Source organism: Streptococcus sp. 263_SSPC (genome assembly GCF_001071995.1).
In the GTDB taxonomy this organism is placed as follows: domain Bacteria; phylum Bacillota; class Bacilli; order Lactobacillales; family Aerococcaceae; genus Granulicatella.
Genome location: NZ_JVNU01000027.1, coordinates 77,321 through 102,362 on the forward strand (window position 1 = coordinate 77,321; position 25,042 = coordinate 102,362).

Consider the following 25,042-nt stretch of genomic DNA (forward strand, 5'->3'; position numbering starts at 1 on the left):
TTATTACGAACGAGGATGTGCTTGTTTGTAAATTTCCTTCATTCGTTCGTTTGTAATATGTGTATAAATTTGTGTCGTACTAATATCCGAATGCCCAAGTAATTCCTGCACGATTCGAAGGTCGGCACCCGCTTCTAAAATATGTGTTGCAAAGGAATGGCGCAATGTATGGGGGCTCACTTCCTTTGTAATCATGGCCGTCTGAACAATTTTCTTTAAATTCTTCCAGAAACCTTGACGCGTAAACGGTCCACCTCTGTGATTCAAGAACAAGACATTCGATAACTTCTTCTCGTCTTCTAAAGCAGGCCGTGCATACTCTAAATAGTTTTGAATCCAGTTGGTTGCTTCTTGACCGATTGGGATAATGCGTTGTTTATTCCCTTTCCCAATTGTTTGTAGGAATCCAAGTTCCAAATGCAAATCACTGAGTTCAATGCTAATCAGTTCGCTCACACGCATCCCAGTTGCATACAAGAGTTCGAGCATTGCTTTATCTCTTAAGCCTAGAACCGTCGAGGTATCTGGTACCTCAAGCAACCGGTTCACTTCATCGATACTGAGCGCTTTTGGCAACTGCTTCTTCGGTTTTGGCGGATGAATTTGTTGCGTTGGGTCTTTTTCTACCATTCGTTCTTGTACGAGAAACTGGAAAAACTTCTTCAAGCAGCTAATCATGCGGCTTGTTGAGCTTACTGCATATTCATCTTTTTTCAATTTCTGAAGAAACAGTACCATCGTTGTATGATCCACATCTTGAAGACGTGTCACCTTCTGTTCTTCTAAAAACTGAGAAAACTTCTCCAAGTCCCGTTTATAACTTTTAACGGTATTATCGGATAGCCCTTGAACGGCAATGCTATCCAGGAAGTAGTGTATTTCTTTCATCTTCTACCCTTCCTTTTGCTGGCAATTTTTGCAAATTCCGTGGAACGTTAGACGATGATCGAGCACTTGAAACTGGAATTGCTCTAATACTTTTTGTTCAACATCAACGAGTAAATCCTCTTCGACTTCTTGAATCTGTCCGCATTTCACACATAAAAGATGATGCGCAAAATGACGATTAACGGTTTGTTTTAGATGATAACGACCAATGCCATCATCAAACAGATTCCTAGAAATGATTCCTAAGTCGGTTAAAATCTCCAATGTTCGATACACCGTAGCTAGTCCAATGTCTGGATACTTCTGCTTCACGTACATGTAAATCTCTTCAGCCGTTAAGAGCTCATTCAGATGTTCTAGAAGGATTTCAACCGTTGCCTGTCTTTGCAGGGTCAGTTTAAAACCTTCTTCTTGTAATTTCTTTTGAATCCCTTCAATAGAAATAGATGACAAGCGACTCGCCTCCACTCATTATTCTTCAATCAGATGGATAAATCCTTCTTCTTGTGTAATTCGTTTTGCTTTTAATAAATTACCAATGGCACGTTTGAATTGCCCTTTACTAATTCCAAAAATCTCTTTAATTGTTTTTGGATCTGTTTTATCCCAATAAGGAAGTGTATGCGTTGGACGATTTTTCAGCATCGCTACAATCATCTCTGCATCGTCTCCAATGGCCTCGTGCGCACGTGGACGCATCGAAACATTCAGTACACCATCTGGGCGTAGCCCGATAACACGTACTGTAATTTCTTCCCCAAGCGTTGGTTCATACAGTCGTTCTGAAGGATGCAAGAATAATTTATACCCTTCTGGTGTGAAAATCGTTGTCCCCACAAGTTTTACTTGTGTCACTGTTCCTGTTAAATCTTTATTCAATAATCCTTTATGACCACGAACAACTTTTTCATTTAATGCTTGACCGTCTCCCATCGTTGCCCATGTGCGGTCCTTTTTATCTTTAATTAAAGTGACATATAAACGATTATTTTTCTTTGGCCATAACTCTTTCATACTTGGAAGTTCATCCAATGAAACTACCATATCTTTATCTTCTAAACCAATATCCACGAATACGCCTAAGTCTTTTCTGACTTGTGTCACGCTTGCCCATCCATAACTTTCATTTGTTACTTCAGGAATGCGGAGCGTAAAGACTTTTTTACGCGAAGAATTCTCATATAAGAATCCCGTTACTACATCACCAATCTTTAGTGATTCAGTAGCGTCGTCTTTTTTTAGACGGAATGTTTCTCCACTCTTTTGAACGAAAAAGTACTTTTCATTTTCATCCGTGATAACGGCTTGAACAACGGTCGATAATTCACTTGTCATAACAAACCTCCTTCTTCTACATTTGTCCTTTTATTTTACCACAAAATAGGGCTTACAGTCATTTATATCCTTGTATTTCTAACGATTTCTCTTTATTTTATGAAATGACTTCACAACACAAAAAAGCTTGAACAACTTTTTACGGTATGTTCAAGCTTTTTATTATAATTTAAATGAATTATACGCGAGCAACTTTCATCATGTTTGTTGTTCCTTTAATTCCTAAAGGTACACCAGCAGTGATGATCACTAAATCGCCTTCTTGAGCATTGTGGTTTTCGCGAACGGCTTGCATACAGATTTCGAACATTTCATCTGTAGATTGTGCGCGTTCAACGATTACTGGTTTAACACCCCAGATTAATGCCATTGCACGTTGTTGACGTTCAGAAGAAGTCACACCTAAGATTGTTGCGTCAGGACGGAATTTAGAAATCATTTTTGGAGTATGTCCTGATTCAGTTGCAGCAACGATTGTTTTCACTTTTAAATTTTTAGCTGTATGAGCTACAGAACGGCCGATTGCTTCTGCCACATCAGTTTCATCGAATGCTTTTAATTTGAATTTGTCACGTACACGGATTTCTTGTTCTGTACGAACACAGATGTTAGCCATTGTACGAACAGCTTCAACTGGGTAGTCCCCTGCTGCAGATTCACCAGATAACATAACTGCATCTGTACCATCGAAGATAGCGTTCGCTACGTCACCAACTTCCGCACGTGTTGGACGTGGGTTACGTTGCATTGAATCTAACATTTGAGTAGCAGTGATAACTGGTTTACCTAATGTATTACATTTCTTGATTAACATTTTTTGAACGATTGGAACTTCTTCCGCAGCGATTTCAACACCCATGTCTCCACGAGCAACCATTAAACCATCAGATAACGCTAAGATTTCGTCAATGTTGTCGATACCTTCTTGGTTTTCGATTTTTGGAATGATTTGGATGTGAGTTGCGTTATGTTCTTTTAATAAATCGCGAATTTCTTGAACGTCTGAAGCACGACGAACGAAACTTGCAGCGATAAAGTCGATATCATTTTCAATACCGAAGATAATATCTGCACGGTCTTTTTCAGTAATACCAGGTAATTTTGTTTTAACGCCAGGAACGTTAATTCCTTTTTTGTTTTTAACAACACCACTGTTGTTTACTACGCAGACGATTTCGCCATTAGCGTGGTCCACTTCAGTAACTGCTAACCCTACTAAACCATCATCTACTAAGATAATTGATCCAGGTTTAACATCGTTGATTAATTCTGGGTAAGTGATAGAGAATTTTTCTTTTGTTCCTAGCACTTCAGTCATTGAAATACGAACAACGTCACCAGTGTGGAATTCAATCGCACCATTTTCCATATCATGAGTACGGATTTCTGGTCCTTTAGTATCTAAAAGAATCGCGATAACGCGGCCTGTTTCTTTACGGATTTTTTTGATTGCGTTGATACGTTCTAAATGTTCTGCATGGTCACCATGAGAGAAGTTTAAACGTGCAACGTTCATTCCTGCTTCTGCTAAAGCTGCTAATTTTTCTGGTGCTTCACTGGCAGGTCCAATTGTACATACGATTTTAGTTCTTTTCATTTTGTCCTTGACTCCTTTTGTTTTTTAGAATGAAATTTCTTTATTTAGTTGATACAACTCTAAGTTAGGTAAATGTTTGCCGTTTGCTAATGTTTCAACGATATCGCTATAGATAATTTTTTCAGCTTTAACACCGACGCACACGCCACCGATATCTTCTTTTAATAAATCGATTGCTTTAGCACCCATACGGCTTGCAAGAACACGGTCACGAGCACTTGGAGATCCACCACGTTGTACGTGTCCGAGTACTGTAACACGAGTGTGGAAATCACTATCGTATTCACGTAGTTTCTTAGCAAGTTCCTCACCAGACATTACGCCTTCTGCAAGAACGATTAATGTATGTTTCTTACCATTCAAGCGTCCTTGTTTGATTTCTTTAGCGACAGTTTCTAAATCGAAATCTTGTTCTGGAATCAAAATTTGTTCTGCACCACTGGCAACCCCTGTCCAAAGTGCAATGTCTCCAGCACGACGACCCATAACTTCTACGATAAACGTACGAACGTGTGATGTAGCAGTATCACGAAGACGGTCTAGCGCTTCTAATACAGTATTGATTGCAGTATCAAAACCAATTGTATATTCCGTACCTGGAATATCATTATCAATTGTTCCTGGAACCCCAACTGTTGGGAAACCAAGTTTTGTTAAGGCAACAGCACCTTGATAGCTTCCGTCACCACCGATAACAACAAGACCTTCAATACCGAATTTCTTTAATTGTTCGATTCCTTTTTCTTGTCCTTCGCGGTTTGCGAATTCTGGATAACGTGCAGAATACAAGAATGTACCCCCACGACCAATTAAATCACTCACGTCTGACGGATTTAATTTACGAATATCACCAGCTACTAAACCGGCAAAACCATAGTTAATTCCGTAGACTTCAAAACCTTCATAAATACCCTTACGTACAATTGCACGTACAGCGGCATTCATCCCTGGAGCATCTCCTCCACTTGTTAAAACAGCAATGCGTTTCACAAAGATTCACCTCTTAGATTTATTTTTACTGGAACAAGCCCATTTGTAGTTATTTTATCACTTTTTTAGACAAATGTCTTTCATTTTCATAAACTTTTTCATTTTACAATTTTTATACATTCTTTATCTAAAATGTCGATAAGACTAGGGATTAGCTTAGATTCAAGGTTTACACCGTTTGCAAAAGAATTCTTTACAAGCGTTTTACTATTCACAAGGAATAATTCAACAGGTGTCACTCCTTTAAATTTCGTGACGAGTTGCTTAATTTCGGCATACACTTCAGGTGTGTGTTTCTCTGGACGAATTGCTATTTGCAATCTTTTTGCTGAGTCTTCTAGCAATTTATCTGCAAAACTCATCGGATACATACGATTCAACTGCAATTGCCACTGTCCCTTTTGCCCTCTCTTCACACGGCCTTCCGCCAAAACCATCGTATTTTGTTGAAGGTGTTGATAGACTTCGGCAAGCGTAGACGGAAAGACGACAACATCCATCATTCCAGACGCATCTTGAAGTGTGACATACGCCATCTGCTCTCCTTTACGAGTCGAGATTTTACGAATGTCCACAATCATCCCTACAAATCGCATATACACTTCTTCAAAAACGGTTTGAATCGGAGTAATCCATCCACTCTTGACAAGAGGATCATATTTTGAGGAAGGATGAGGAGAAACTGAAAATCCAAGCACCTCGATTTCTTCTTCAATTCGTTGCAGGAGTGGTTCTTCTTCCACATGAGTGAACGCCACTTCTAAGTCATCTTCTAGCGATAAATTCAAGCCGTGGAACTTCACACTCTTAGCTACAGCATCCACATTTGCCTTCAGCGTTGCCCTTGTTTCACCAAATTCATCAAAAGCTCCTGCATTAATTAACGCGAGTAATAGCGGTTCTTTCGTATATTGAGCGCCCATTCGGTAAGCAAAGTCTTGGAAACCTTTGAACGGTCCATATTCATAACGATTCTTCACGATACTTTCTACAAAGTCTCGGCGAATCCCCTTAATGTTATTGAGTCCGACAATAACACCACTATCGTCTGCCACAAAGTCTGCAAAACTACGATTGATACTTGGTGGCAAAATCTTAATTCCTAATTGGCGCGCCTCTACAAGATAATCTTGCAACTTCGCTGATTTCGCGCTCGCGTTCTGGAATAAAGCCGTAAAGAATGCTGTTGGATAATTTGCTTTTAAGTAAGCTAATTGATAAGACAACATCGCATAAGCGACCGCGTGTGATTTGTTAAATCCATAGTTGGCAAACTTTTCGATATAGTCATATACCGTCTCGGCATCTTCTTGTTTATACCCTTTTGAAAGTGCCCCGTGCACAAATTTTTCTTTTTGTGCAGCAATCGCATCACTATTCTTCTTCCCGATGGCACGGCGTAAAATATCGGCTTCTCCTAGAGTAAAGCCAGCCATTTCACTAGCCGCCTGCATAACTTGTTCTTGGTAAACCAAGATACCGTATGTCGGTTCAAGAATCTTTTGCAGCGACGTGTGAGGATACTGAACAATTTCCGTCCCCTTTTTACGATTAATAAAGTGAGGAATTTGCTCCATTGGACCTGGACGATAAAGTGCAAGAACTGCTACTAAATCTTCGAACGCTGTTGGTTGCATATCCTTCAAGACGCGACGAATCCCGTCTGACTCGAATTGGAAAATCCCATTTGTTTGCGCCTTCTGGAAAAGCTCAAATGTACGCGCATCGTCTAAAGGAATCTTCGTAATATCTAATTCTTTTTTCGTAATCTTTTGCGTTTGTTGAATCGCCTTATGAAGCAATGTCAGGTTACTTAACCCAAGTAAGTCCATCTTAAGAAGACCCACTTTTTCAACAGCCTGCATGGCATATTGCGTAAGCATCCAATCGGCTTCCTGCAGTGACGCCGAATACCCTTTGTCTCGTTTCATTAAAGGAACGGTCTTCGTCAACGCGTCTTGAGATAACACGACTCCGGCCGCATGAACAGATGAATGACGTGGAAGACCTTCAAGAGCTTGCGCCACTTGATAGAGCTTGCGATTGCGTTCGCTACTTTCCACATGTTCTCTAAACGCCTTATTTTCTTTATAAGTCTGCTCTAGCGTCACTTTCCCTTGAGCGATATTGTTTGAAAACTTCTGAACCGTAATGATGTTTTCGCCAAAGACTTTACATACATCACGAATCACTTGCTTCGCCCCAAGCGTACCAAAAGTCACAATCTGAGCTACGTTTTGGTTCCCGTATTTCGAAACAATATACGCTAAAATATCTTCACGCTTATCATCTGGGAAGTCCAAATCGATATCGGGCATCGTATAACGTTCACGGTTTAAGAAACGCTCAAATAGCAAGTTATAGCGAATCGGATCAACGCCTGTAATATGCAAGAGGTACGCAACAAGAGATCCTGCCGCAGATCCACGACCAGCACCCGTTTGAATGCCTTTTTCTCGTGCGTGTCGCATAATATCCCAAACGATAAGGAAGTAATCATCAAATCCCATTTCATGAATCACAGCTAACTCTTCTTTAAGGCGATTTACATAAACAGGTGTCGTTACTCCCATCTCAAGCATCGCGGCTTCACATAATTCATAAAGGAACTGTGCACTCGTCTTATCACCTGGCACTGGAAATTTAGGAAGCATCGTATCTCTTAGAGGAATTTCCACCACTAAGTCCTTTGTAAATTGTTCTAAGTTCGTAAGAAGGATTCCACCTATTGCCGCTTGGAACAGCTTCGTCATCGAAGTCGCTTCAGGTAAGGATTCGCTCCCTGTTGCATCTTCTTGTGTAAACGAGAGAGTTTCTCCTAGTCGAATCGCTTGTAATACTTTCCATGGGAAATAGTCAGTTGTATTTAAATAACGAGAGACACTAAAGGCAACTGGAATGACACCAGCAGCTTCAATCCCTTCACGCATCGTGTCAAACTCACCGCGTTCAACCATTTCACGAGTAATCCCTACGGCGATTTCAACGCCAAGAAATTCTTCCTTCATCGCACCAAGAACTGCTTCAAGTCTGCCCTTTGAATGCGCCGCAACCCACTCACTGTCCATTGGAGGAAGAACGATTTTCACGTCTTCGCTATGAGTGACAATCCACTCTGTCATCTCCTGTGTCCAAGTAAGCCCTTGTTGATAAAGGGTTGAAAGTTTCAGGAGGGATTCGTATCCCTTAGCGCCTTTTGCATAGACGATAAGCATTTCTTTTCTAGAAGCATCACTCTTCCAGGCAACCTCGAATGTACATCCTAGAATCGGTTGAATTCCATTTTGAATACAGCGCTCGTAAAATTCCACTGCGCCATGCAATACACCATCATCCGTTAAGGCAAGTTGCTTATAACCTAATAATTTTCCAGTTTCTACATACTCATTTAAACGAATCGTACTCTTGAGTAATGAATAGCTACTGAATACTTGTAAAGTTGTAAATGGCATAGGGCTCCTCCTCTCGTATTAGTCGTCTTATTATAGCATATCTTCCCCTTTCACGCTCCCATTTGGAAAGATTTTTGGCCCATCTATTGTCAAAAGAATCTTGCTTGTACTATAATGGGAAATGAAAGAAGGGTTGTCCGTGAAATATATTGTTACCATCATATGGGGATTGATACTTAGCCAAGTTACTTATTATTTAGGAAGTGCACTTTCTCAAACACCTTACAACGTACAAAGCGCCGTAATCGTAGGAGTGCTCGTAACCGCAGCTATCTTTATCATCCAACACGTATTTATGAAATCAAAAGAAAACAGAAGTTAAGAGTTGAACCTTAACTTCTGTTTTTTTATTTATTTTTAGCGCTTCGAAGTTAGACCAACTTTCGCACGTTGCAATTCTATCTCTCTTATTTTCTTTGGTCAGCACATAGTCCCGTACATTAACTGAATATTCAAGAGAATCATTAATTTTTCTTAAATACAGTGGTTATTCAGTGATGATAGCGGTATAGTTATTTTGAAAAATATGATAGGAGAACATATCTATGAAAAAATTAAACTCTATAAAAGAATTTGTTAGTTATTGTGTTGCATATCATTTTTTTTGGATAATATTATCGTTTATAGCTTTAGTAATGGATCCCCCTAAACCTGATAATTATAATAGTTTAATTTCAGAATCGAACTTCATAATTCTTTATTTCATTTTGAGTGGAATATACTTACTACCACTATTCCCACTAATTTCCATTAATAAACAAATTTCCACCGTAAAAATTCTACTCTCGTTCATGTTTATTTCTACGCTCACACAATTGATACTATACTTTCAACAACATTACTTTGTTTCTTTTAACCTAACTGGTATATTCTCAACATATCTATTAACTGTAGCTTGGCAAACACTAATTTTCTCTCTCGGTTTATATTTTATAAAAAATTAATCGAAGCTAATTTTCTTTCAATTAGCTTCGATTATTTTCAGTTATTACTCATTTAGAAAGGTTACTGTATAGATCGCACAAAAGACCGAGGTCAAATCTCAGCACAGTCCAATTCCATCGCCTGTAAATTCACACTAGAAAGCACTCACTAAGAACGTTCCCTCTTTAGAAATGTTTATGTATAAATTGCACAAAAGACCGTGGGCAAACGAAGAACCATAGGGATTCTATGGTAGAAGTAATAGCGATTAGTAACCGATGTGAATTAGATTCTCTTGAAAATTTATTTTCTAGAGAATCTTTGAAGCTCGGTAGGATTGAGACTCAAGGCTCAATCCGATACAGCTATTATCTCTACCATGAAGATATCCCTATGGTTCGTAGTTAGACCGAAGGTCTTTTCCCTTTATTTATGCACAAACATTGCATCGCCAAAACTAAAGAAGCGGTAACGTTCTTCGATGGCGTGCTGATACGCTTCTAGTGTGAATTCACGTCCAAGATACGCGCTGACAAGCATAACAAGCGTTGATTTTGGCAAGTGGAAGTTCGTTACAAACGCGTCCACCACACGGAACTCATACCCTGGTGAGATAAAAATATCCGTCCAACCACTCGCAGGCACCACATGCCCATCATTGTCTCTGGCAACTGTTTCTAACGTACGAATCGAAGTCGTACCAACGGCAATAACACGTTTGCCAGCTTTTTTAGTCGCTTCAATCATGTCTGCAGTTTCTTTTGACACATTATAATACTCTGAATGCATCTTGTGGTCTTCTAGCGAATCCACAGAAACAGGTCTAAAGGTTCCAAGACCAACATGTAATGTAACTGGAACAATATTCACGCCCTTCTCACGGATTTTTTGCATTAATTCTTCCGTAAAGTGCAATCCAGCTGTAGGTGCTGCTGCAGATCCATTTTCTTTCGCATAAACGGTTTGGTAACGTTCTTTATCTTCTAAACGTTCTTTGATATATGGTGGCAATGGCATTTCACCAAGAGATTCCAAAACTTCTAGGAATACTCCTTCGTATGAAAACTCGATGATACGTCCACCTTGTTCTAATTCTTCGACAACTGTTGCTTTAAGTCGACCATCTCCAAAAGAAACCACACTACCAACTTTTATACGTTTGGCAGGTTTCACAAGTGTTTCCCACTTGTCGCCTTCTGTATTCGTTAATAGTAAGACTTCAATATGAGCTCCTGTTTCTTCTTTCGTTCCATAAAGACGTGCTGGGAGTACACGCGTGTTATTCACAACAAGTGTATCTCCTTCTTCTAATTCATCTAGTAAATCAGAAAAATGTTTATCTTCAATGCTATGTGTTGTTTTATCCACCACTAATAAACGTGAAGACGTACGGTCTTTCAATGGTGTTTGAGCGATTAATTCTTCGGGTAAATCGAAGTCAAAATCTTTCGTTGTATAGTTCATTTCTATTTCCTTCCTTACGACATGGGATATAAGCGTCCTAAGTGAGCATATCCTTCAGGCGTCACCACACGACCGCGTGATGTACGTTTTAAAAATCCAATTTGTAATAAATATGGTTCATACATATCTTCGATAGTTTCGGCGTCTTCTGAAATATTCGCCGCAATGGCTCCAAGTCCAACTGGACCGCCATCATATAAATCAATCATTGCCGTCAATAGTTTACGGTCGATATGGTCTAACCCTTTAGCGTCTACTCGCAAGACTTTTAGAGCTTGCTGCGTAATTTCTTTTGAAATCATGCCTTCTTCGTATACTTGAGAAAAGTCACGTACACGCTTCAAGAGACGGTTGGCAATACGCGGTGTCCCACGAGAACGAAGCGCAATCTCAAGAGCGGCTTCCTCTTTAATTTCACTATCAAAAACATTCGCACTTCGTTTAACAATCTCAGCTAGAGATGACTCATCGTAATACTCCATATGTTCCACAATCCCGAAACGGTCACGAAGCGGTGCAGAAAGAGCCCCTGCACGAGTCGTCGCACCAATTAACGTAAACGGCGGCAATGGGAAATGCACCGGATGCGCAGTTGGTCCTTGTCCGACCACGATATCCACGAAGAAATCTTCCATCGCTGAATACAGCATCTCTTCCACAACTCGTGGTAAACGGTGAATCTCGTCGATAAATAAGACATCCCCTGCTTGTAAGTCATTTAAAAGCGCCACTAAGTCTCCTGGACGTTCAATCGCTGGTCCACTTGTCGTCTTAATGCCGACTTCTAATTCGTTAGCAATCACCATCGCAAGTGTCGTCTTCCCAAGTCCTGGAGGTCCGTATAGTAACACGTGATCCAAGGCTTCGGAACGACTGCGAGCCGCTTGAATATAGACGGCAAGCTCTTCTTTTACTTTTTGTTGACCGATATATTGTTGCAACGTCTGTGGGCGCAGTGATAATTCGGCTTGTACTTCCCCTTCGTCCAACGGGTTTCCGTCAATAAAACGTTCTTCCTCCACGATAATCCTCCATTATTTCATCAATAGTTTAAAGGCTACTTTTAATGCCTTTTGCGTCGTACTTGGAGCAGCTGCTTCCAGCGACTTCCAAATCTTCGTAATTTCTTTTGCAGAATAACCAAGGCCCAGTAAGGCTTCTTTCGCTTCTTCCAGTGTTGCTTGGTTTGTTGAAACAACAGCTTTCGTCGTTTCTTCTGGGACAGCTTCAAACTTCCCTTTCAAGTCCAAAATAATTTGTTGTGCTGTTTTCTTACCAACACCTGGGAATTTTGTTAAATAAGTGACATTGCCACTTTCTACAGCATTCACGAATCCTTCTGTATCGTCATTGGCTAAAATACTCATCGCACTCTTTGGTCCAATACCAGAAACGCTAATTAAACGTTGGAATAATTCGCGTTCTTCGCTTGAGATAAATCCATATAATGTAATGGAATCTTCACGAACCACTTGTTGCACTAATACTTTAATTTGTTTTTTTAGAGAATCTTGTAGGCGGTATGGGTTGGCAAAGACCACTTGATACCCTACGCCATGCACATCGACAACAATGGCTGTTGGTAAGATATGCGCTAACTCTCCATTTAAATATTCATACATGAATGATGCTCCTTTTTTGTCTATATCAGAACAATTTTAGCATAACAAGAAGGTCTAGGGCAAATGTCTGTTCGTATATTGTTCAAAAAAGCAGCCCCTTTTCGAAAGAGACTGCTTTTCAAAGTTAAGTTTTTAGTTTTCATTATGCATTTAATAATGCTTCTGCTTGTTTTTCAAGTCCTGCTACTACTTCTTCGCTTAATGTAACAACGCCTGTTCCCCAAGCTTCAGGATTAATTGTAGCAGATGTGAAATCACCAACTACTTGCATACGGATGAATGATAATAATGCGTTATAAGCCGCAAATAACGGTTCATGTCCTGCATTTGCCATTGCTGATACAGTTACAACTTTATCTTGTAAAATAGATGGTCCATGTGTATCTGATAAATCTAACGCACGGCTCATCCAGTCTAATAAGTTCTTCACTGTTCCAGGAATTGCGAAGTTATACGCTGGCGAGAAGATCCATACAGCATCTGCTTTACCGAATGCGTCTCTTGCTGCTTGTACTTCAGGTAATACTGGAGTTTCTAAGTCTTGGTTCATTAATGGAAGGTTTGAGTAATCTAAGTAAGTGACTGTTGCTTTTCCTTCTAAAATACGTTCCGCTTTTTCAGCCATTTGGTGGTTGAAGCTACCTTTACGTAAGCTACCTACAACAAATAAAATGTTTTTCATATTCATATCCTCTTTTCATCTTTTTCAGCCAAGAAAGTGACGTCTTCTCTCTTGGAACTGTCATTAGATTATCATCACTTAAACGTTAAAGCAATTTATCTGCTCACAAAAAAATTTTATTCTACTTTAATAAAAAAGTCCTACAATCGTTGATATTACAATGTTCTAAAAGCAAAAATAAATAAATCATTATAATGTATACGTTATAATGATAAAAATTTTGAGTAAAATAGAATTCCAAAAGTTTGGTTGACTTTGCCATCGCAGGCCCAAAACTTCGCACTGAGAAGTTTTGCTTCCCAGAATATCCGGACTCGTCCCTCTCGCACCTAATCAGCCTATATAAATTGAAAAACGACTCACTAGGAGTCGTTTTTTTGTAGTTGAGTTCGCCATCGCAGAAATCGCGAAGTCTCGCATCGCTCAGTAGCTTATTGATGTTCTTTTCATCACTCGTGATTCAAGAACATCTAATAAGCCTTGAGGGGGAAAGACGACGAAGCAAAAATGACTCGCACTGCGAGTCATTTTTTGTCTTCTGTCTTTCTCCCTAGTTTTCCATCAATGCTTGGTTAGCTGTAATAATCGCTAATTTGTAGACGTCTTCTTCGTTACATCCACGTGATAAGTCAGAGATTGGTTTGTTTAATCCTTGTAGGATTGGCCCGATTGCTTCGAAGTTACCGAAACGTTGTGCAATTTTGTATCCGATGTTTCCTGATTGGATTTCTGGGAATACGAATACTGTTGCTTGTCCAGCTACTGGTGAGTCTGGAGCTTTTTGTTTACCAACGCTTGGTACGAAGGCAGCATCGAATTGTAATTCTCCATCGATGTTGTAGTTTGGAGCTAATTCTTGAGCTATTTTAGTTGCTTCAGCTACTTTTAATGCTTCTTCAGATTTAGCAGAACCTTTTGTGGAGAAACTTAACATTGCAACGTTTGGTTCGATACCGAATAATTCAGCTGTTTTAGCAGATTCAACTGCGATTTCAGCTAATTCTTGTGCGTTAGGGTTGATGTTGATTGCGCAGTCTGAGAATAAGTATTTCTTAGATTTGTCGCTGTTGATCATGATGAACGCACCACTTGTACGAGAGACACCTGGTTTTGTTTTGATGATTTGTAATGCTGGACGTACAGTGTCCCCTGTTGAGTGAACCGCACCAGATACTAAACCGTCTGCTAAGCCCATGTATACCATCATTGTTCCGAAGTAAGTTACGTCACGTAATAATTTTTGAGCATCTTCTTCAGATACTTTACCGTTACGACGTGCTACAAAGCTTGCTACCATTTCTGCATATTTATCGTCTGCATAAGTTTCAGGATCGATAATTTCTAAATGAGAAATGTTAAATCCACGAGCATTTGCTACTTCGTTAATTTGGTCTACATTCCCAAGTAAGATTGGTTTGCAAAGTCCATCTGCTAATAAACGAACAGCTGCACCAATAATTCTTGGTTCATCTCCTTCTGGAAATACGATTTTAACGTCTTTCCCTTTCACTTTAAGTGATAATTCTTCAAATAATTCCACGGATATCCCTCCAAAAATTTGTTATCTTAATAATACACTAAATACTTTTAAAAAAACAGTACAATGTTAAAACAATCATCAAAAAAACAGCTGTACTAATTTGTAAGCAATATGAAAATAGTACAGTTTCATTTCATAAAAATTTCTACTTAGCAAAACACCGCTAGTATGCTATACTTAGAGAGTATTTTAGTAAGGAGGAAGGCTTTGTGCGATCATATGCAAAAAAATTAATGGATACCGCTATTCTTGCTGGTCAAATCATGCTCGAATGCAATGCGGAATCGTATCGCGTGGAAGAAACGATGAACTATATTCTCTCCACATCTAACTTTGAAACTTGCGAAGCCTTCGCAATGGCGACTGGAATCTTTGCAACGCTCGATGATGACTGCATCGATTCTATTACAGAAATCCGCCGTGTTCCAAATCGAGACACAAACTTAAACCGTATTTATAAAGTCAACGCAATCTCTCGTCAATTAGTGACAAAAGAAATTGACCTCGATACAGCTTATCAACGATTACAAGATTTAAAAGAATCCGAATATCCACAGTGGTTAAAAGACTTAGGCCTTATTCTGATGTGTGGGTTCTACGCTGCTCTATTTGGAGCAACGCCAATTGAACTCGTCATTGCATCAGTAGCAGCGATTATCATGCCATTTGTTTATAAGTTAGATCCGAAATTTAAATTAGGAACATTCGTGTTGAACCTCATCTCGATTATTCCAGCGATTGTCATTATTATTTTGATTCAGAAACATTTCGTTCCGGACGCTCGAATCGGTATCTCCATTGTAGGATTAATCATGCCGGCCGTTCCTGGAACCGCCATTACAAATGCCATTCGCGATACATTACGCGGAGACTACAACTCAGGAGCAGCTCGGGCAATTGAAGCGTTTGTGACGGCTCTTTCCGTCGCAATTGCTGTTGCTTTGGGACTCGTCTTAGCAGGAGGTGCAAACCCCTTATGATTTATCAAGTGATTAGTGCTCTCATCGCTGTCTACTTCAGTTGTATTGTTTTTGAAGCACCAAAACGACTCCTCATTCATATTTCGATTATTGGAGGCATTGGTTGGTTTCTATATCTCTTCTTCTTGGACAGCTCTGGATTACAACTAGCTACTTACTATAGCGGCCTTACAATTGCATTTTTATCGCACTTAGCAGCACGCTATTTTAAAGCTCCCGTAACGGTATTCTTTATCCCTGGATTTTTCCCACTCGTTCCTGGTGCAGGCATGTATCGTACCGTATATGCCTTCTTTGTAGGAGATGTTGAAAAAGGAAAATTCTTCTTCGGTCAAACAATGATTACCGCCGGGATGATTGCACTCGCTATCTTTACGGTCGATTCGATTTTCCGTCTGTATTCGCATTGGCAATCTTCACGCCGTCAATCAGCAAACTAAATAAATGAACTCGAAACTGCCAAAGATTTTCTTTGGTGGTTTTTTTATACTTAAATCGAAGGTTTTGAGATTAAATTCATTGCTATTAAAAACTTTAGATTCCGTCCCTTTGGGATATCTTCATGGTAGGGATAAGAGCTGTACCGGTTCGAGCCGAAGTTTCTCACCTACTGAGCCTCAATGAGTCTCTACGGAATAAATTCCTAGAGTCTCATATTCGCATCAGTTACCTCTCGCTCTTACTCCTACCATAGAATCCTAAGGGACTCCATCTTCTTTCATAGAATCGGTTTTCTCTAAACCTTCTGAGTAGACCAAAAAATATTGTATTTTTATTATTTAAATCTGCTGCTATGATGAAGATTGCTACTGCTCATTTAATTTAAGATTATGTAACTTCGTATGGACAGATAGCGGGTTCTGTGGTTCAATAAATGTATCAGGGTGTCATAGCTCAGTTGGATAGAGCAAGCGTTTCCTAAACGCTAGGTCGGGGGTTCGAGACCCTTTGGCACCGCTAGAAAAAAATCCACTGGTTCAACCAGTGGATTTTTTGTTGATTATTTACAATTCTCTTCTACCCATTCAACAGCACGTTCGACACGTCTAGAGATATTATTTCCATGATTTCCCTCTTCCAACGTAAACTGGAAATCACCTGCTTGAAATTTCGACTCAATCCAGTCTTTTAATGCTAGCGTATTTAGAGTTTGGTCTGCTGTTAAATTCTTCGCAGTCGTTCCTTCTTGATCCCCCACACTCATGTACAATTTTGGATGAGCAGCTTTAAAGGGATGTTCTTTTAAATAGTCCAGAAAACCCGGATACCAAAGCGAAGAAGAACAACTAAGGACAGTTCCGAAAAAATCAGTGTTCACCGCTGCATACAGGCTGAATAATCCACCTAGCGAATAACCACCCATAACTCTCTTTTCTGTGCTTGAAGCAAAACCATATTCACTCTCACAAAATGGAATCACATGCGTCGTGATAAAAGAAAGATGTTCTTCCGCTTTTCCCCCGAAATCTATCGGCATGGTTTCAGACGCCTGGAGAGGCCAAGGTGTATAATCGGCTGTTCTATTATTAGAAGCTATGAGTACAAAATTGAGCGCTGCTTGATGATTGGTAATCCAATGATTGAAGGCTTCTTCAAATTGATCCCCATCTAAAAAATAAATGGTCGTAGCGTTTTGGACGTTGGAACGATAAATATATAATTTTACTCCACAAATTTCTTGTAAGAGCCATACATAATTTTTAACCATGGTGCTTTCCTTTCTACTGCTTATTCTCCACTATTTTAACAGTTTTCCTAGCGCTTGATAAGCCCAAATTAAAAGACGACAGAGATAAACACTGACGTCTAATATTTGTTAAATAAATTTAACGGACAATCTGTCCTGATTTTTGATTCATAAATTCAAAGACTTCTTCTTCATTGAATGGGTTCCAGTCACCAAAGACGGTATGTTTTAAGACAGAACTTGCAGTTCCAAAGTCGACTATTTGTTGGCTGTCCCAACCTTTTAGAACGCCGTTTAAAATCCCAGCTGCGAAAGCATCGCCTCCACCAACTCGGTCGATAATTGGATTAATATCATAGAGTTTTGATTCTACAAATACTCCATCTTCACCTACAAAGAATCCTTGTAATTCATTATGGTTCGTTGAAAATACATTGCGTTTTGTTGAATACAACACTTTAATATTTGGATATTTTGCTTGAACTCGCTTGTAAATCTCTTCTAGTGAAATATCTTCGTCTTCTGATACTACTTTCAAGAAATGAATCGCATCTAATCTACCAGCAGAAAGAATATCCACATATGACAAGATTTGTTGGAAACAAGAATAAGCTTCCTCATAACTCCATAACTTACTACGATAGTTCATATCAAAACTGACACGACATCCGTATTCTTTTGCTTTACGAACGACTTCAACAGTCCATTCTTGCCATTTTTTCGAAAGTGCTGGTAAAATCCCCGAGATATGCAATAAATCGACACCTTTAAAGATTTCATCCAAATCCCAGCAGAGGGTTTCTAGCACTGAAATACTAGAATATAATCGATCATATGTAACACGAGTAGCACGCCCTGCATTCCCCTGTTCTAAAAAGTATGTTCCTAATCTTCCATATTCTGTCGCTACTAAATTCGTATTGATTCCATTCATCCGTAATCTTGAACTTACAGCATCGTTTAAAGGATTATCTTGTGGTAGAACCGTTGCAACAGAAACATCATGGCCAAAGTGCGCTAAGGAAATCCCTACATTTGCTTCAGCTCCACCATAGCAGACTCTAAACTCTTTTGCACTCTTTAATCGTACATCATCTGCGGTCGATAATCTTAACAAAATTTCACCAAGAGTTATAACTTTCATCTCTGTATCTCTTCTCCAATTTTTCAATGATAGATAAAGAATCGAAGCTTTCACTCCGATTCTTCTTATATTCTTAAATTATACTCCAGAATAGGCTGCAAAACCACCATCAATTGGTAAAACAACGCCATTTACAAAGCTTGAAAGAGTTGAATCAGCTAAGAAGAATACTCCCCCTACTAATTCATTTGATTCACCAAAGCGTCCCATTGGTGTATTACGTAAAATTTTATCCGCACGTGGAGTTGGATTACCATGTTCATCAAATAGTAATCGCTCATTTTGAGCTGTCACTAAGAATCCTGGTGCAATTGCATTACAACGAATTCCCACTTTAGAGAAGTGAACCGCTAACCATTGAGTAAAGTTACTAATGGCTGCTTTCGCCCCCGAGTATGCTGGAATTTTTGTTAAAGGAGTGAAAGCATTCATACTAGAAATATTGATGATGTTCGCTCCTTCTTTTCCAACCATATCTTGTGCAAAGACTTGTGTTGGTAATAATGTACCTAAATAGTTTAAGTTGAATACAAATTCAATTCCCGCTTTATCTAAGTCAAAGAATGTTTTTGTCTCCGCACTTAATCCTACTTCATGAAATTCATTATCTGTTGTCGCACGAGGGTTATTTCCTCCAGCACCGTTTACTAAAACATCTACTGTACCAAGATCATTATTCACGGCTTCGCGAACAGCTTCTAATGATTCTTTTTCAAGTACGTTTGCTTTATATGCTTTTGCGATACCGCCCTCAGCAATAATTTCATCTGCAAATTTTTGTGCAGCTTCTTCATTTAAATCTAGTAAAGCTACCTTTGCACCTTGTTTACCAAAGTTCTTTGCGAGTTCTCCGCAAATCACTCCGCCGGCACCTGTAATTACTACGACTTTATTTGTAAAATCAAAAAATTGTGTCATGGGTTTTCTCCTATTGTTTTGCATTTTTTGCTACTGCTTCAGCTAATCCATGAAGGTAAGTAGCTCCTAGAGCACGGTCAAATAATCCATATCCTGGGCGACCTGTTTCTCCCCAAATCATACGGCCATGATCTGGACGGATTGGTCCTTCCCAATTTGCATCATGAAGAGCTTTAACCACTTCATACATATCAATTGAACCGTATTCTGTTGGGTGTGCTGATTCTTCAAATGATTTACCTTTTCCTGTTAAGCGAATGTTACGAGCATGCATAAAGTTTACACGATTACGTTTCAACATTTCTTTTAACATTTCAACAGCATCATTGTTTGGATCAGAAGCATATGATCCTACACAAACGGTTACCCCATTATTTGGGCTATCATATAATTCCACAAATCTTACAAGGTTTTCTTTGCAAGTAATGATACGAGGTAATCCAAAGATGCTATAAGGTGGGTCATCAGGATGGATTGCCATTTTCACACCAGCTTCTTCTGCTGCTGGAATAACACGTTTAATGAAGTACTCTAAATGTTCCCAAAGTTTTTCTTCGTCTACTTTAGAATACTCATCCATGATAGCTTTCATTTCATCTTTTGTATAACTTGAATCCCAACCTGGCAGAGATAATTCCCCTTTTACAGGGTCCATTTTCTTAGCCACTTCTTCATCGAAGATTAATGCATTAGACCCATCTGGAAGATCATATGCTAAATCAGTTCGTGTCCAGTCAAATACTGGCATGAAGTTATAACATACAATGTTAACACCTTCAGCTCCTAAGTTTTTGATAGTTTGAATATAGTTATCAATCAAATGATCTCTTGTTGGTTTTCCAAGTTTAATATCTTCATGAACTGGAACACTTTCAATGACAGACAATTTTAATCCTGAAGCTTCAACGTCTTGTTTTAATTGACGAATACGTTCACGACTCCATACTTCCCCAACTGGCACATCATAAATTGCTGTTACAATACCTTTCATACCAGGGATTTGTCTAATATTCTCTAGAGTTACCTGATCATCATGTCCATACCAACGGAATGTCATTTCCATTTTTATTCCTCCTTTAGTTCAATTCAAAAAATTCTTTAGCGTTTTTATAACAAATTGCTTCTAAGAACTCTGTAATTAATTTTTCGTCATAAGGGATTCGACCACTTTCAATCCATTCAGTCACAAGTGACACTAAAATACGACGGAAGTAATCATGTCTTTGATACGATAAGAAGCTTCTTGAATCAGTCAGCATGCCTACAAAATTCCATAATAAACTTTGGTTCGCTAAGACTAGCATTTGTTCTCTCATTCCTTTTTCAGTATCAGAGAACCACCAAGCTGCACCAAATTGTAAACGACCTTTAATCCCTTCTTCGTTTGCTTGGAAGTTGGCTAGTGTATTGGCCAAAATATCGTTGTACGAAGGATTTAAGTTATAGAAAATACATTTTGGAAGACGATTCGATTCTTCTAATGCATTTAATAATTGGTTTAAAGCCAGTGCTAGATGCGTTTGATCTCCTGTTGAGTCAAAACCTGCATCTACACCAATTTTTTCAAAGTACTTACGGTTTGTATCTCGGACTGCACCAAAGTGAACTTGTGTCACTAGATTGTGTTTCTTGTATAACCCACATAAGGCAATAAACACTTCTGTTTGCCATTGTTGAATTTCTTCAAGAGTAGGCACTTCCCCACGAATCACTTTAGCAAAAATTGCATCTAATTCTTCTTTTGAAGCTCTCTTGTACAAGATTTCTCCAAAGCTAATATCACTTGCTTTACATCCGTTTGCTACAAAGAATTCGATACGTTGTTCTAAAGCTTCCACAAAGCTATCAAACGAACGAACTTCTACGTTAGTTACTTCTTGTAGTCTAGTCACAAAGCTAGCAAATTTTGGATGTGACACAAAGGCTTCGTCAGGGCGGAATGTTGGTGCAACAATTGTGTCAAAAGATGCATCTTCTGCAATCTTTTTATGCCATTCTAACGAATCAAGAGGATGGTCAGTTGTTCCAATAAATTCTACATTTGCACGTTTAATCAATTTTCTTGGACTCAACTCTTCCTCTGCAATTGTTTGATTCATACGATCATAAATCATTTTCCAATTATCAGGAGTGACATACTCATCAATGCCAAAAACTTGTTTTAGTTCCAAATGGCTCCAGTGATATAAAGGATTTCCAAAAGCTTTAGCCAACGTTTTGGCCCATGCTTCAAATTTTTCTTCAGGAGTTGCATCTCCTGTAATCAAACGTTCATTCACGCCATTTGCACGCATTAAACGCCATTTATAATGATCACCACCCAGCCATACTTGTACAGCATTTTCAAATGGGTTATCCTCAAAAATTTCTTGAGGTGATAAGTGACAGTGGAAATCTTCAATTGGAAGTTTTTCAACCAATCGGTACAAATCTTCCGCCACTTTACTTTGTAGTAAAAAATTTTTTCGATTAAATGTCATGATTAGTCCTCCAACGCAGAGACGAATTCTTTAGCAATGCGTGTTACACTTTCATAGCCTTCAGTTGCCACTTTTGCTCCAAGCGCACTTCCGACACCGACAGCAACCGCACCTTTTTCTTTCCACTCTTTAATATTTGTAAGAGAAACTCCACCCGAAGGCATTAAATTCACACTTGGGATTGGACCATGAATATCTTTAATAAATGAAGGTCCTAAAACTCCACCAGGGAATAATTTAATAATTTTTGCTCCACCATTCATCGCTTGTACGATTTCAGTTGTTGTTGCACATCCTGGGAAGTAATCGATATGAGCTTCATGAGCGACTTTTTGAATATGCGCATCATAATGAGGGCTTACTAAAAACTCTGCTCCTGCAGCAATCGCCTCTTTAGCTAATTCTACTGTCATAATCGTTCCAGCACCAATCACTACTTCTGTTTCATTCGCATAGAATGCTTTTAATTCTGAAATAGCTTTTGAAGCATCAGGTGTTGTATAAGTTACTTCAATATTTTTAATACCACCCAATACTGAGTGCTTTGAAATTTCAATTGCATCATCTGATGATTTCCCGCGTATAACTGCAAAAATATAGTTTTGTTTTAATTGATCTAATACACTTGACATAAGCTTTTTCTCCTTCTAGTAAAAAAATAAAAGTCATCTGTTATCTCTATGATACATCAGATGACTTTTAGTGTCAATGACAATATTCTGTTTTTAAGCATCACTTTCGTCAGATGACTTAGTTATAAGATAAGGTACGACGATTATCCGCTAAGTGTAATAACATTGCATCTCTAGCTCCGACTGCATCGCGTTTCTTTATCGCTTTTACAATCTCTCTATGAGCACGAATTGTGTTCGCTTTGCTCTGCTCACTTGTAAAGAAATCATTATATAATTTAATCGATTGAATAATAATTGGAATCAGTTGTTGCATCGCTACATTTCTACTAGCTTCCGCAATGGCACTATGAAATTGAATATCCAATCTAAAATGGATATCTCCTTCTGAATGAATTTCTTTTTCCAATGCCTTTTCAAGTCTTTCTAAAACAGCTACCTCTTCATCCGTAATATGCTGTGCTGCAAGGCTTGCCATTTGTGGCTCGATTAAGAAACGAACCTCAAACAAGTCTTGAGTTAGTTTCATATGATTATCAATCTCACCAAAACCTAAAGGATCTTTGATTGTCTCTGTTAGACTAGTGATATAAGTACCTGACCCCTGGCGAACTTCCAATATATTTTTTGAAACTAGCATTTTCACTGCTTCACGTAACGTACTGCGTCCCACTTCTAAGTCTTGAGCCAATGTATATTCATTTGGCAACTTATCCCCAACATTTAAATCATTCTTTTCAAAATATTCAATAATTCGATTTGCGGTTTGTTCCACTAAAGAAACTGTTTTCTCTTTCATCTCTATTCCCCATTCGACACTTTTTCGAACCTATTCTAACAGTTCTCACACTATAGCTCAAACCATTAGAATAGCATTCGAAAAGTACTCACTATTTTTTGTAATGATAGTTTGGAATAGCGTTCCAACGGTTTCTAAACAATTTAACGATTGATTTTGGATTTCTATTCCTTGTGAATAATCCTTTGTGGTTTCCTTGGATACGAATTAACGCATAACTATTTGTTTCAAAGTCAGCAAAGTTCCAAACATGTTCACCTACAAAGTTTTGGAGTTCATCAAATACTTCATGACTCATCTGATGGAATCGTTCTTGATACTCTTCAGTATACGGAACATCCCAATTTGAATGATATCCAGGTAATGTATCTGCACCGTACTCCGTCATAATGATTGGTTTATCTGGATATTTTTCTTGCCATTTAAGCAACTCTTTACGAAGACCCTCGCGTGCTCCTTCAATATCCCCATGGTTGACATACCAACCGTAATAACGATTTAAGCAAAGCACATCAATCAATGGTGAAATTAAATCACGTTCTGGAGTTGCCATCATAATATTCACTACCGTTGTTGGACGGTTTTGCGGATCTAACTCTTTCACATATTTGACTAAAGGTTCGAAGTATTTATCGGCACCTTCTCCAGCACCATCTGGCTCGTTCGCTACACTCCATAAGACTACGCACGCATGGTTCTTATCACGAGCAACAAGTTCCTTAAGTGCACGTTTATGGTTTTCCATGGTTTCATAATATTCCCATGTCTTAATCGGTTTAGATTCCCCTCTATTCATGCTTAAAGCAGCCGTAAAGTTTGCAAATAAACCAACAGCTGGAACTTCATCAATGACTAAGAATCCCATACGGTCTGATAAACGCATCATCTCTTCTGAATATGGATAGTGGGCTGTTCGGTATGAATTTGCCCCCATGTTTTTCATTAAATTCAAGTCCATCAAGTTTACAGCTTCGTTAAAACCACGACCATTAACATAACTATCTTCATGTTTTCCAAACCCTTTGAAATATACCGGTTTGTCATTTACTAGGAATTGACCTTTTTCAACACGAATGGTACGAACTCCAAATAGTTCTTCGTATTCATCTACTAATTCTTCTCCAGCAAACAATTCAACTTTTGCTGTATAGAGATACGCATCTAATACTTCCCAGCGACGAACATTAGCAATTTCTAGTTCAGCTCCTGCCTCACCTTTTGCCACAACTTCACCATTTTCGTCTAAAATTGTTACTGTTGCATTTCCTCCATTAGCAGTATTCTCTACCGCTACCTTTACAGTCGCATCATTTCCATGAATATCGTAAGTTACTACAATATCTTCGATACGCGCTTTAGGAAGGACTAATAATTGAACCGGACGTTGAATCCCTGCATAGTTAAAGAAGTCGAAGTTTTCTGAAACTTTCTTTTTCACAGAACCATCCGGCAATAATTCTTCAGAGTAGTTACCGACTGGTAAAGTAGTATGATCTAAAATGTTATTAGCACAAACACTAATCAATAGTTCTTTTTCAATTGTCAATTCCTCAGGAATACGAACTTCAAATGGCGTAAAACCACCGATATGTTCTCCTAATAATTGACCGTTCACATATACTCTTGCTTGATGTGTTACAGAACCAAAACGAAGCACTAATTCTTCATCTGATTCGAAAGAAGGTACTCTAAAAGTACGCTCATACCAGTTATCTCCAATAAAATATCTTTTTTCAGATTCCACTGCTACATCATTAAATGAACTTGGTACCACCATTAAGTCTTCAGCAGAAAGGCGCGCATCCACCCCTGGAACGTATTCACCTTGCTTAAAGTTCCAAATTCCATCTAACGAATAACGTTTTCTCTTTGCATTTAAAACTGGATATAACATGTATCATCCCTCTT

At 38.8% G+C, this 25,042-nt stretch carries 21 protein-coding genes, 1 tRNA gene and 1 pseudogene; 4 read left to right on the forward strand and 19 right to left on the reverse strand.

Going from position 1 to position 25,042, the window contains the following annotated elements:
• Nucleotides 1-3: 3 nt before the first annotated feature.
• From xerD to ADH02_RS03665, 6 genes and pseudogenes are all read right to left on the reverse strand, one after another.
• On the reverse strand, nucleotides 4-888 hold the full coding sequence (xerD, locus tag ADH02_RS03640; RefSeq protein WP_048782678.1) for a site-specific tyrosine recombinase XerD: 885 nt from the start codon (nucleotides 886-888) through the stop codon (nucleotides 4-6).
• A gap of 3 nt (nucleotides 889-891) precedes the next feature.
• Complete coding sequence (locus ADH02_RS03645; RefSeq protein ID WP_048710112.1) at nucleotides 892-1,341, reverse strand: Fur family transcriptional regulator; 450 nt, start codon at nucleotides 1,339-1,341, stop codon at nucleotides 892-894.
• Nucleotides 1,342-1,359: 18 nt separating this feature from the next.
• Nucleotides 1,360-2,223: a CvfB family protein gene (locus ADH02_RS03650; RefSeq protein ID WP_048782679.1), complete on the reverse strand. Its 864-nt coding sequence runs from the start codon at nucleotides 2,221-2,223 to the stop codon at nucleotides 1,360-1,362.
• 181 nt (nucleotides 2,224-2,404) lie between these two features.
• A pseudogene (gene pyk, locus ADH02_RS03655) lies at nucleotides 2,405-3,820 on the reverse strand (pyruvate kinase); the annotation flags it as partial.
• 24 nt (nucleotides 3,821-3,844) lie between these two features.
• On the reverse strand, nucleotides 3,845-4,810 hold the full coding sequence (gene pfkA / locus ADH02_RS03660; RefSeq protein WP_048782681.1) for a 6-phosphofructokinase: 966 nt from the start codon (nucleotides 4,808-4,810) through the stop codon (nucleotides 3,845-3,847).
• A gap of 98 nt (nucleotides 4,811-4,908) precedes the next feature.
• Entirely contained in the window at nucleotides 4,909-8,262 is a 3,354-nt protein-coding gene (locus tag ADH02_RS03665) for a DNA polymerase III subunit alpha (protein WP_048782682.1), read from the reverse strand.
• Between the two features lie 139 nt (nucleotides 8,263-8,401).
• Here ADH02_RS03665 and ADH02_RS03670 point away from each other — a divergent pair, with 139 nt between their 5' ends.
• Complete coding sequence (locus tag ADH02_RS03670; protein WP_048710128.1) at nucleotides 8,402-8,584, forward strand: YjzD family protein; 183 nt, start codon at nucleotides 8,402-8,404, stop codon at nucleotides 8,582-8,584.
• A 1,028-nt stretch (nucleotides 8,585-9,612) separates the two neighbouring features.
• On the opposite strand, the gene queA is transcribed toward ADH02_RS03670, so the two are convergent.
• The 5 genes from queA to pta all read right to left on the reverse strand — a co-directional run bounded on the left by queA (nucleotide 9,613) and on the right by pta (nucleotide 14,494).
• Nucleotides 9,613-10,650, reverse strand: coding sequence for a tRNA preQ1(34) S-adenosylmethionine ribosyltransferase-isomerase QueA (gene queA / locus ADH02_RS03680; RefSeq protein ID WP_048782684.1), 1,038 nt, complete (start codon nucleotides 10,648-10,650; stop codon nucleotides 9,613-9,615).
• A gap of 14 nt (nucleotides 10,651-10,664) precedes the next feature.
• Nucleotides 10,665-11,672, reverse strand: a complete 1,008-nt coding sequence (gene ruvB / locus ADH02_RS03685) for a Holliday junction branch migration DNA helicase RuvB (RefSeq protein ID WP_048782685.1) — start codon at nucleotides 11,670-11,672, stop codon at nucleotides 10,665-10,667.
• A 12-nt stretch (nucleotides 11,673-11,684) separates the two neighbouring features.
• Nucleotides 11,685-12,272, reverse strand: a complete 588-nt coding sequence (gene ruvA / locus ADH02_RS03690) for a Holliday junction branch migration protein RuvA (RefSeq protein ID WP_048782686.1) — start codon at nucleotides 12,270-12,272, stop codon at nucleotides 11,685-11,687.
• A 142-nt stretch (nucleotides 12,273-12,414) separates the two neighbouring features.
• A complete protein-coding gene (locus ADH02_RS03695) occupies nucleotides 12,415-12,954 on the reverse strand; it encodes an NADPH-dependent FMN reductase (protein WP_048782687.1) in 540 nt (179 codons plus the stop codon).
• Nucleotides 12,955-13,504: 550 nt separating this feature from the next.
• Complete coding sequence (gene pta, locus ADH02_RS03700) at nucleotides 13,505-14,494, reverse strand: phosphate acetyltransferase (protein WP_048782688.1); 990 nt, start codon at nucleotides 14,492-14,494, stop codon at nucleotides 13,505-13,507.
• Nucleotides 14,495-14,703: 209 nt separating this feature from the next.
• Here pta and ADH02_RS03705 point away from each other — a divergent pair, with 209 nt between their 5' ends.
• From ADH02_RS03705 to ADH02_RS03715, 3 genes are all read left to right on the forward strand, one after another.
• Complete coding sequence (locus tag ADH02_RS03705; RefSeq protein ID WP_048712138.1) at nucleotides 14,704-15,474, forward strand: threonine/serine ThrE exporter family protein; 771 nt, start codon at nucleotides 14,704-14,706, stop codon at nucleotides 15,472-15,474.
• Nucleotides 15,471-15,914 (forward strand): threonine/serine exporter family protein, encoded by a 444-nt coding sequence (locus tag ADH02_RS03710; protein ID WP_048782689.1) that lies wholly within the window; start codon nucleotides 15,471-15,473, stop codon nucleotides 15,912-15,914. Before ADH02_RS03705 ends, ADH02_RS03710 begins: the two co-directional genes overlap by 4 nt.
• A 443-nt stretch (nucleotides 15,915-16,357) precedes the next feature.
• Nucleotides 16,358-16,431 (forward strand) — tRNA-Arg (locus ADH02_RS03715).
• A 43-nt stretch (nucleotides 16,432-16,474) separates the two neighbouring features.
• Here ADH02_RS03715 and ADH02_RS03720 read toward each other — a convergent pair.
• The 8 genes from ADH02_RS03720 to uidA form a co-directional block, all read right to left on the reverse strand.
• Complete coding sequence (locus ADH02_RS03720) at nucleotides 16,475-17,182, reverse strand: alpha/beta hydrolase (protein ID WP_048782690.1); 708 nt, start codon at nucleotides 17,180-17,182, stop codon at nucleotides 16,475-16,477.
• 118 nt (nucleotides 17,183-17,300) lie between these two features.
• On the reverse strand, nucleotides 17,301-18,305 hold the full coding sequence (locus tag ADH02_RS03725) for a sugar kinase (protein WP_048782691.1): 1,005 nt from the start codon (nucleotides 18,303-18,305) through the stop codon (nucleotides 17,301-17,303).
• A gap of 78 nt (nucleotides 18,306-18,383) precedes the next feature.
• Nucleotides 18,384-19,223: an SDR family oxidoreductase gene (locus ADH02_RS03730; protein WP_048782692.1), complete on the reverse strand. Its 840-nt coding sequence runs from the start codon at nucleotides 19,221-19,223 to the stop codon at nucleotides 18,384-18,386.
• Between the two features lie 10 nt (nucleotides 19,224-19,233).
• Nucleotides 19,234-20,286: a mannonate dehydratase gene (gene uxuA, locus ADH02_RS03735; RefSeq protein WP_048782693.1), complete on the reverse strand. Its 1,053-nt coding sequence runs from the start codon at nucleotides 20,284-20,286 to the stop codon at nucleotides 19,234-19,236.
• Nucleotides 20,287-20,299: 13 nt separating this feature from the next.
• Complete coding sequence (uxaC, locus tag ADH02_RS03740) at nucleotides 20,300-21,703, reverse strand: glucuronate isomerase (protein WP_048782695.1); 1,404 nt, start codon at nucleotides 21,701-21,703, stop codon at nucleotides 20,300-20,302.
• 2 nt (nucleotides 21,704-21,705) lie between these two features.
• Nucleotides 21,706-22,335, reverse strand: a complete 630-nt coding sequence (locus ADH02_RS03745; RefSeq protein ID WP_048782696.1) for a bifunctional 4-hydroxy-2-oxoglutarate aldolase/2-dehydro-3-deoxy-phosphogluconate aldolase — start codon at nucleotides 22,333-22,335, stop codon at nucleotides 21,706-21,708.
• Between the two features lie 118 nt (nucleotides 22,336-22,453).
• Nucleotides 22,454-23,134, reverse strand: a complete 681-nt coding sequence (locus ADH02_RS03750; RefSeq protein ID WP_048782697.1) for a FadR/GntR family transcriptional regulator — start codon at nucleotides 23,132-23,134, stop codon at nucleotides 22,454-22,456.
• 91 nt (nucleotides 23,135-23,225) lie between these two features.
• Nucleotides 23,226-25,028 (reverse strand): beta-glucuronidase, encoded by a 1,803-nt coding sequence (gene uidA / locus ADH02_RS03755; RefSeq protein WP_048782698.1) that lies wholly within the window; start codon nucleotides 25,026-25,028, stop codon nucleotides 23,226-23,228.
• Nucleotides 25,029-25,042 lie beyond the last annotated feature (14 nt).

What these genes read in the sequence shown, in the direction of transcription:
- ADH02_RS03750 (WP_048782697.1), bottom strand. Translation starts at nt 23,134, where the DNA reads ATGAAAGAGAAAACAGTTTCTTTAGTGGAACAAACCGCAAATCGAATT.
- ADH02_RS03665 (WP_048782682.1), bottom strand. Translation starts at nt 8,262, where the DNA reads ATGCCATTTACAACTTTACAAGTATTCAGTAGCTATTCATTACTCAAG.
- uxuA (WP_048782693.1), bottom strand. Translation starts at nt 20,286, where the DNA reads ATGGAAATGACATTCCGTTGGTATGGACATGATGATCAGGTAACTCTA.
- queA (WP_048782684.1), bottom strand. Translation starts at nt 10,650, where the DNA reads ATGAACTATACAACGAAAGATTTTGACTTCGATTTACCCGAAGAATTA.
- ADH02_RS03650 (WP_048782679.1), bottom strand. Translation starts at nt 2,223, where the DNA reads ATGACAAGTGAATTATCGACCGTTGTTCAAGCCGTTATCACGGATGAA.
- uidA (WP_048782698.1), bottom strand. Translation starts at nt 25,028, where the DNA reads ATGTTATATCCAGTTTTAAATGCAAAGAGAAAACGTTATTCGTTAGAT.
- ADH02_RS03730 (WP_048782692.1), bottom strand. Translation starts at nt 19,223, where the DNA reads ATGACACAATTTTTTGATTTTACAAATAAAGTCGTAGTAATTACAGGT.
- ADH02_RS03695 (WP_048782687.1), bottom strand. Translation starts at nt 12,954, where the DNA reads ATGAAAAACATTTTATTTGTTGTAGGTAGCTTACGTAAAGGTAGCTTC.
- uxaC (WP_048782695.1), bottom strand. Translation starts at nt 21,703, where the DNA reads ATGACATTTAATCGAAAAAATTTTTTACTACAAAGTAAAGTGGCGGAA.
- ruvA (WP_048782686.1), bottom strand. Translation starts at nt 12,272, where the DNA reads ATGTATGAATATTTAAATGGAGAGTTAGCGCATATCTTACCAACAGCC.
- xerD (WP_048782678.1), bottom strand. Translation starts at nt 888, where the DNA reads ATGAAAGAAATACACTACTTCCTGGATAGCATTGCCGTTCAAGGGCTA.
- ADH02_RS03710 (WP_048782689.1), top strand. Translation starts at nt 15,471, where the DNA reads ATGATTTATCAAGTGATTAGTGCTCTCATCGCTGTCTACTTCAGTTGT.
- ADH02_RS03725 (WP_048782691.1), bottom strand. Translation starts at nt 18,305, where the DNA reads ATGAAAGTTATAACTCTTGGTGAAATTTTGTTAAGATTATCGACCGCA.
- ADH02_RS03745 (WP_048782696.1), bottom strand. Translation starts at nt 22,335, where the DNA reads ATGTCAAGTGTATTAGATCAATTAAAACAAAACTATATTTTTGCAGTT.
- ADH02_RS03720 (WP_048782690.1), bottom strand. Translation starts at nt 17,182, where the DNA reads ATGGTTAAAAATTATGTATGGCTCTTACAAGAAATTTGTGGAGTAAAA.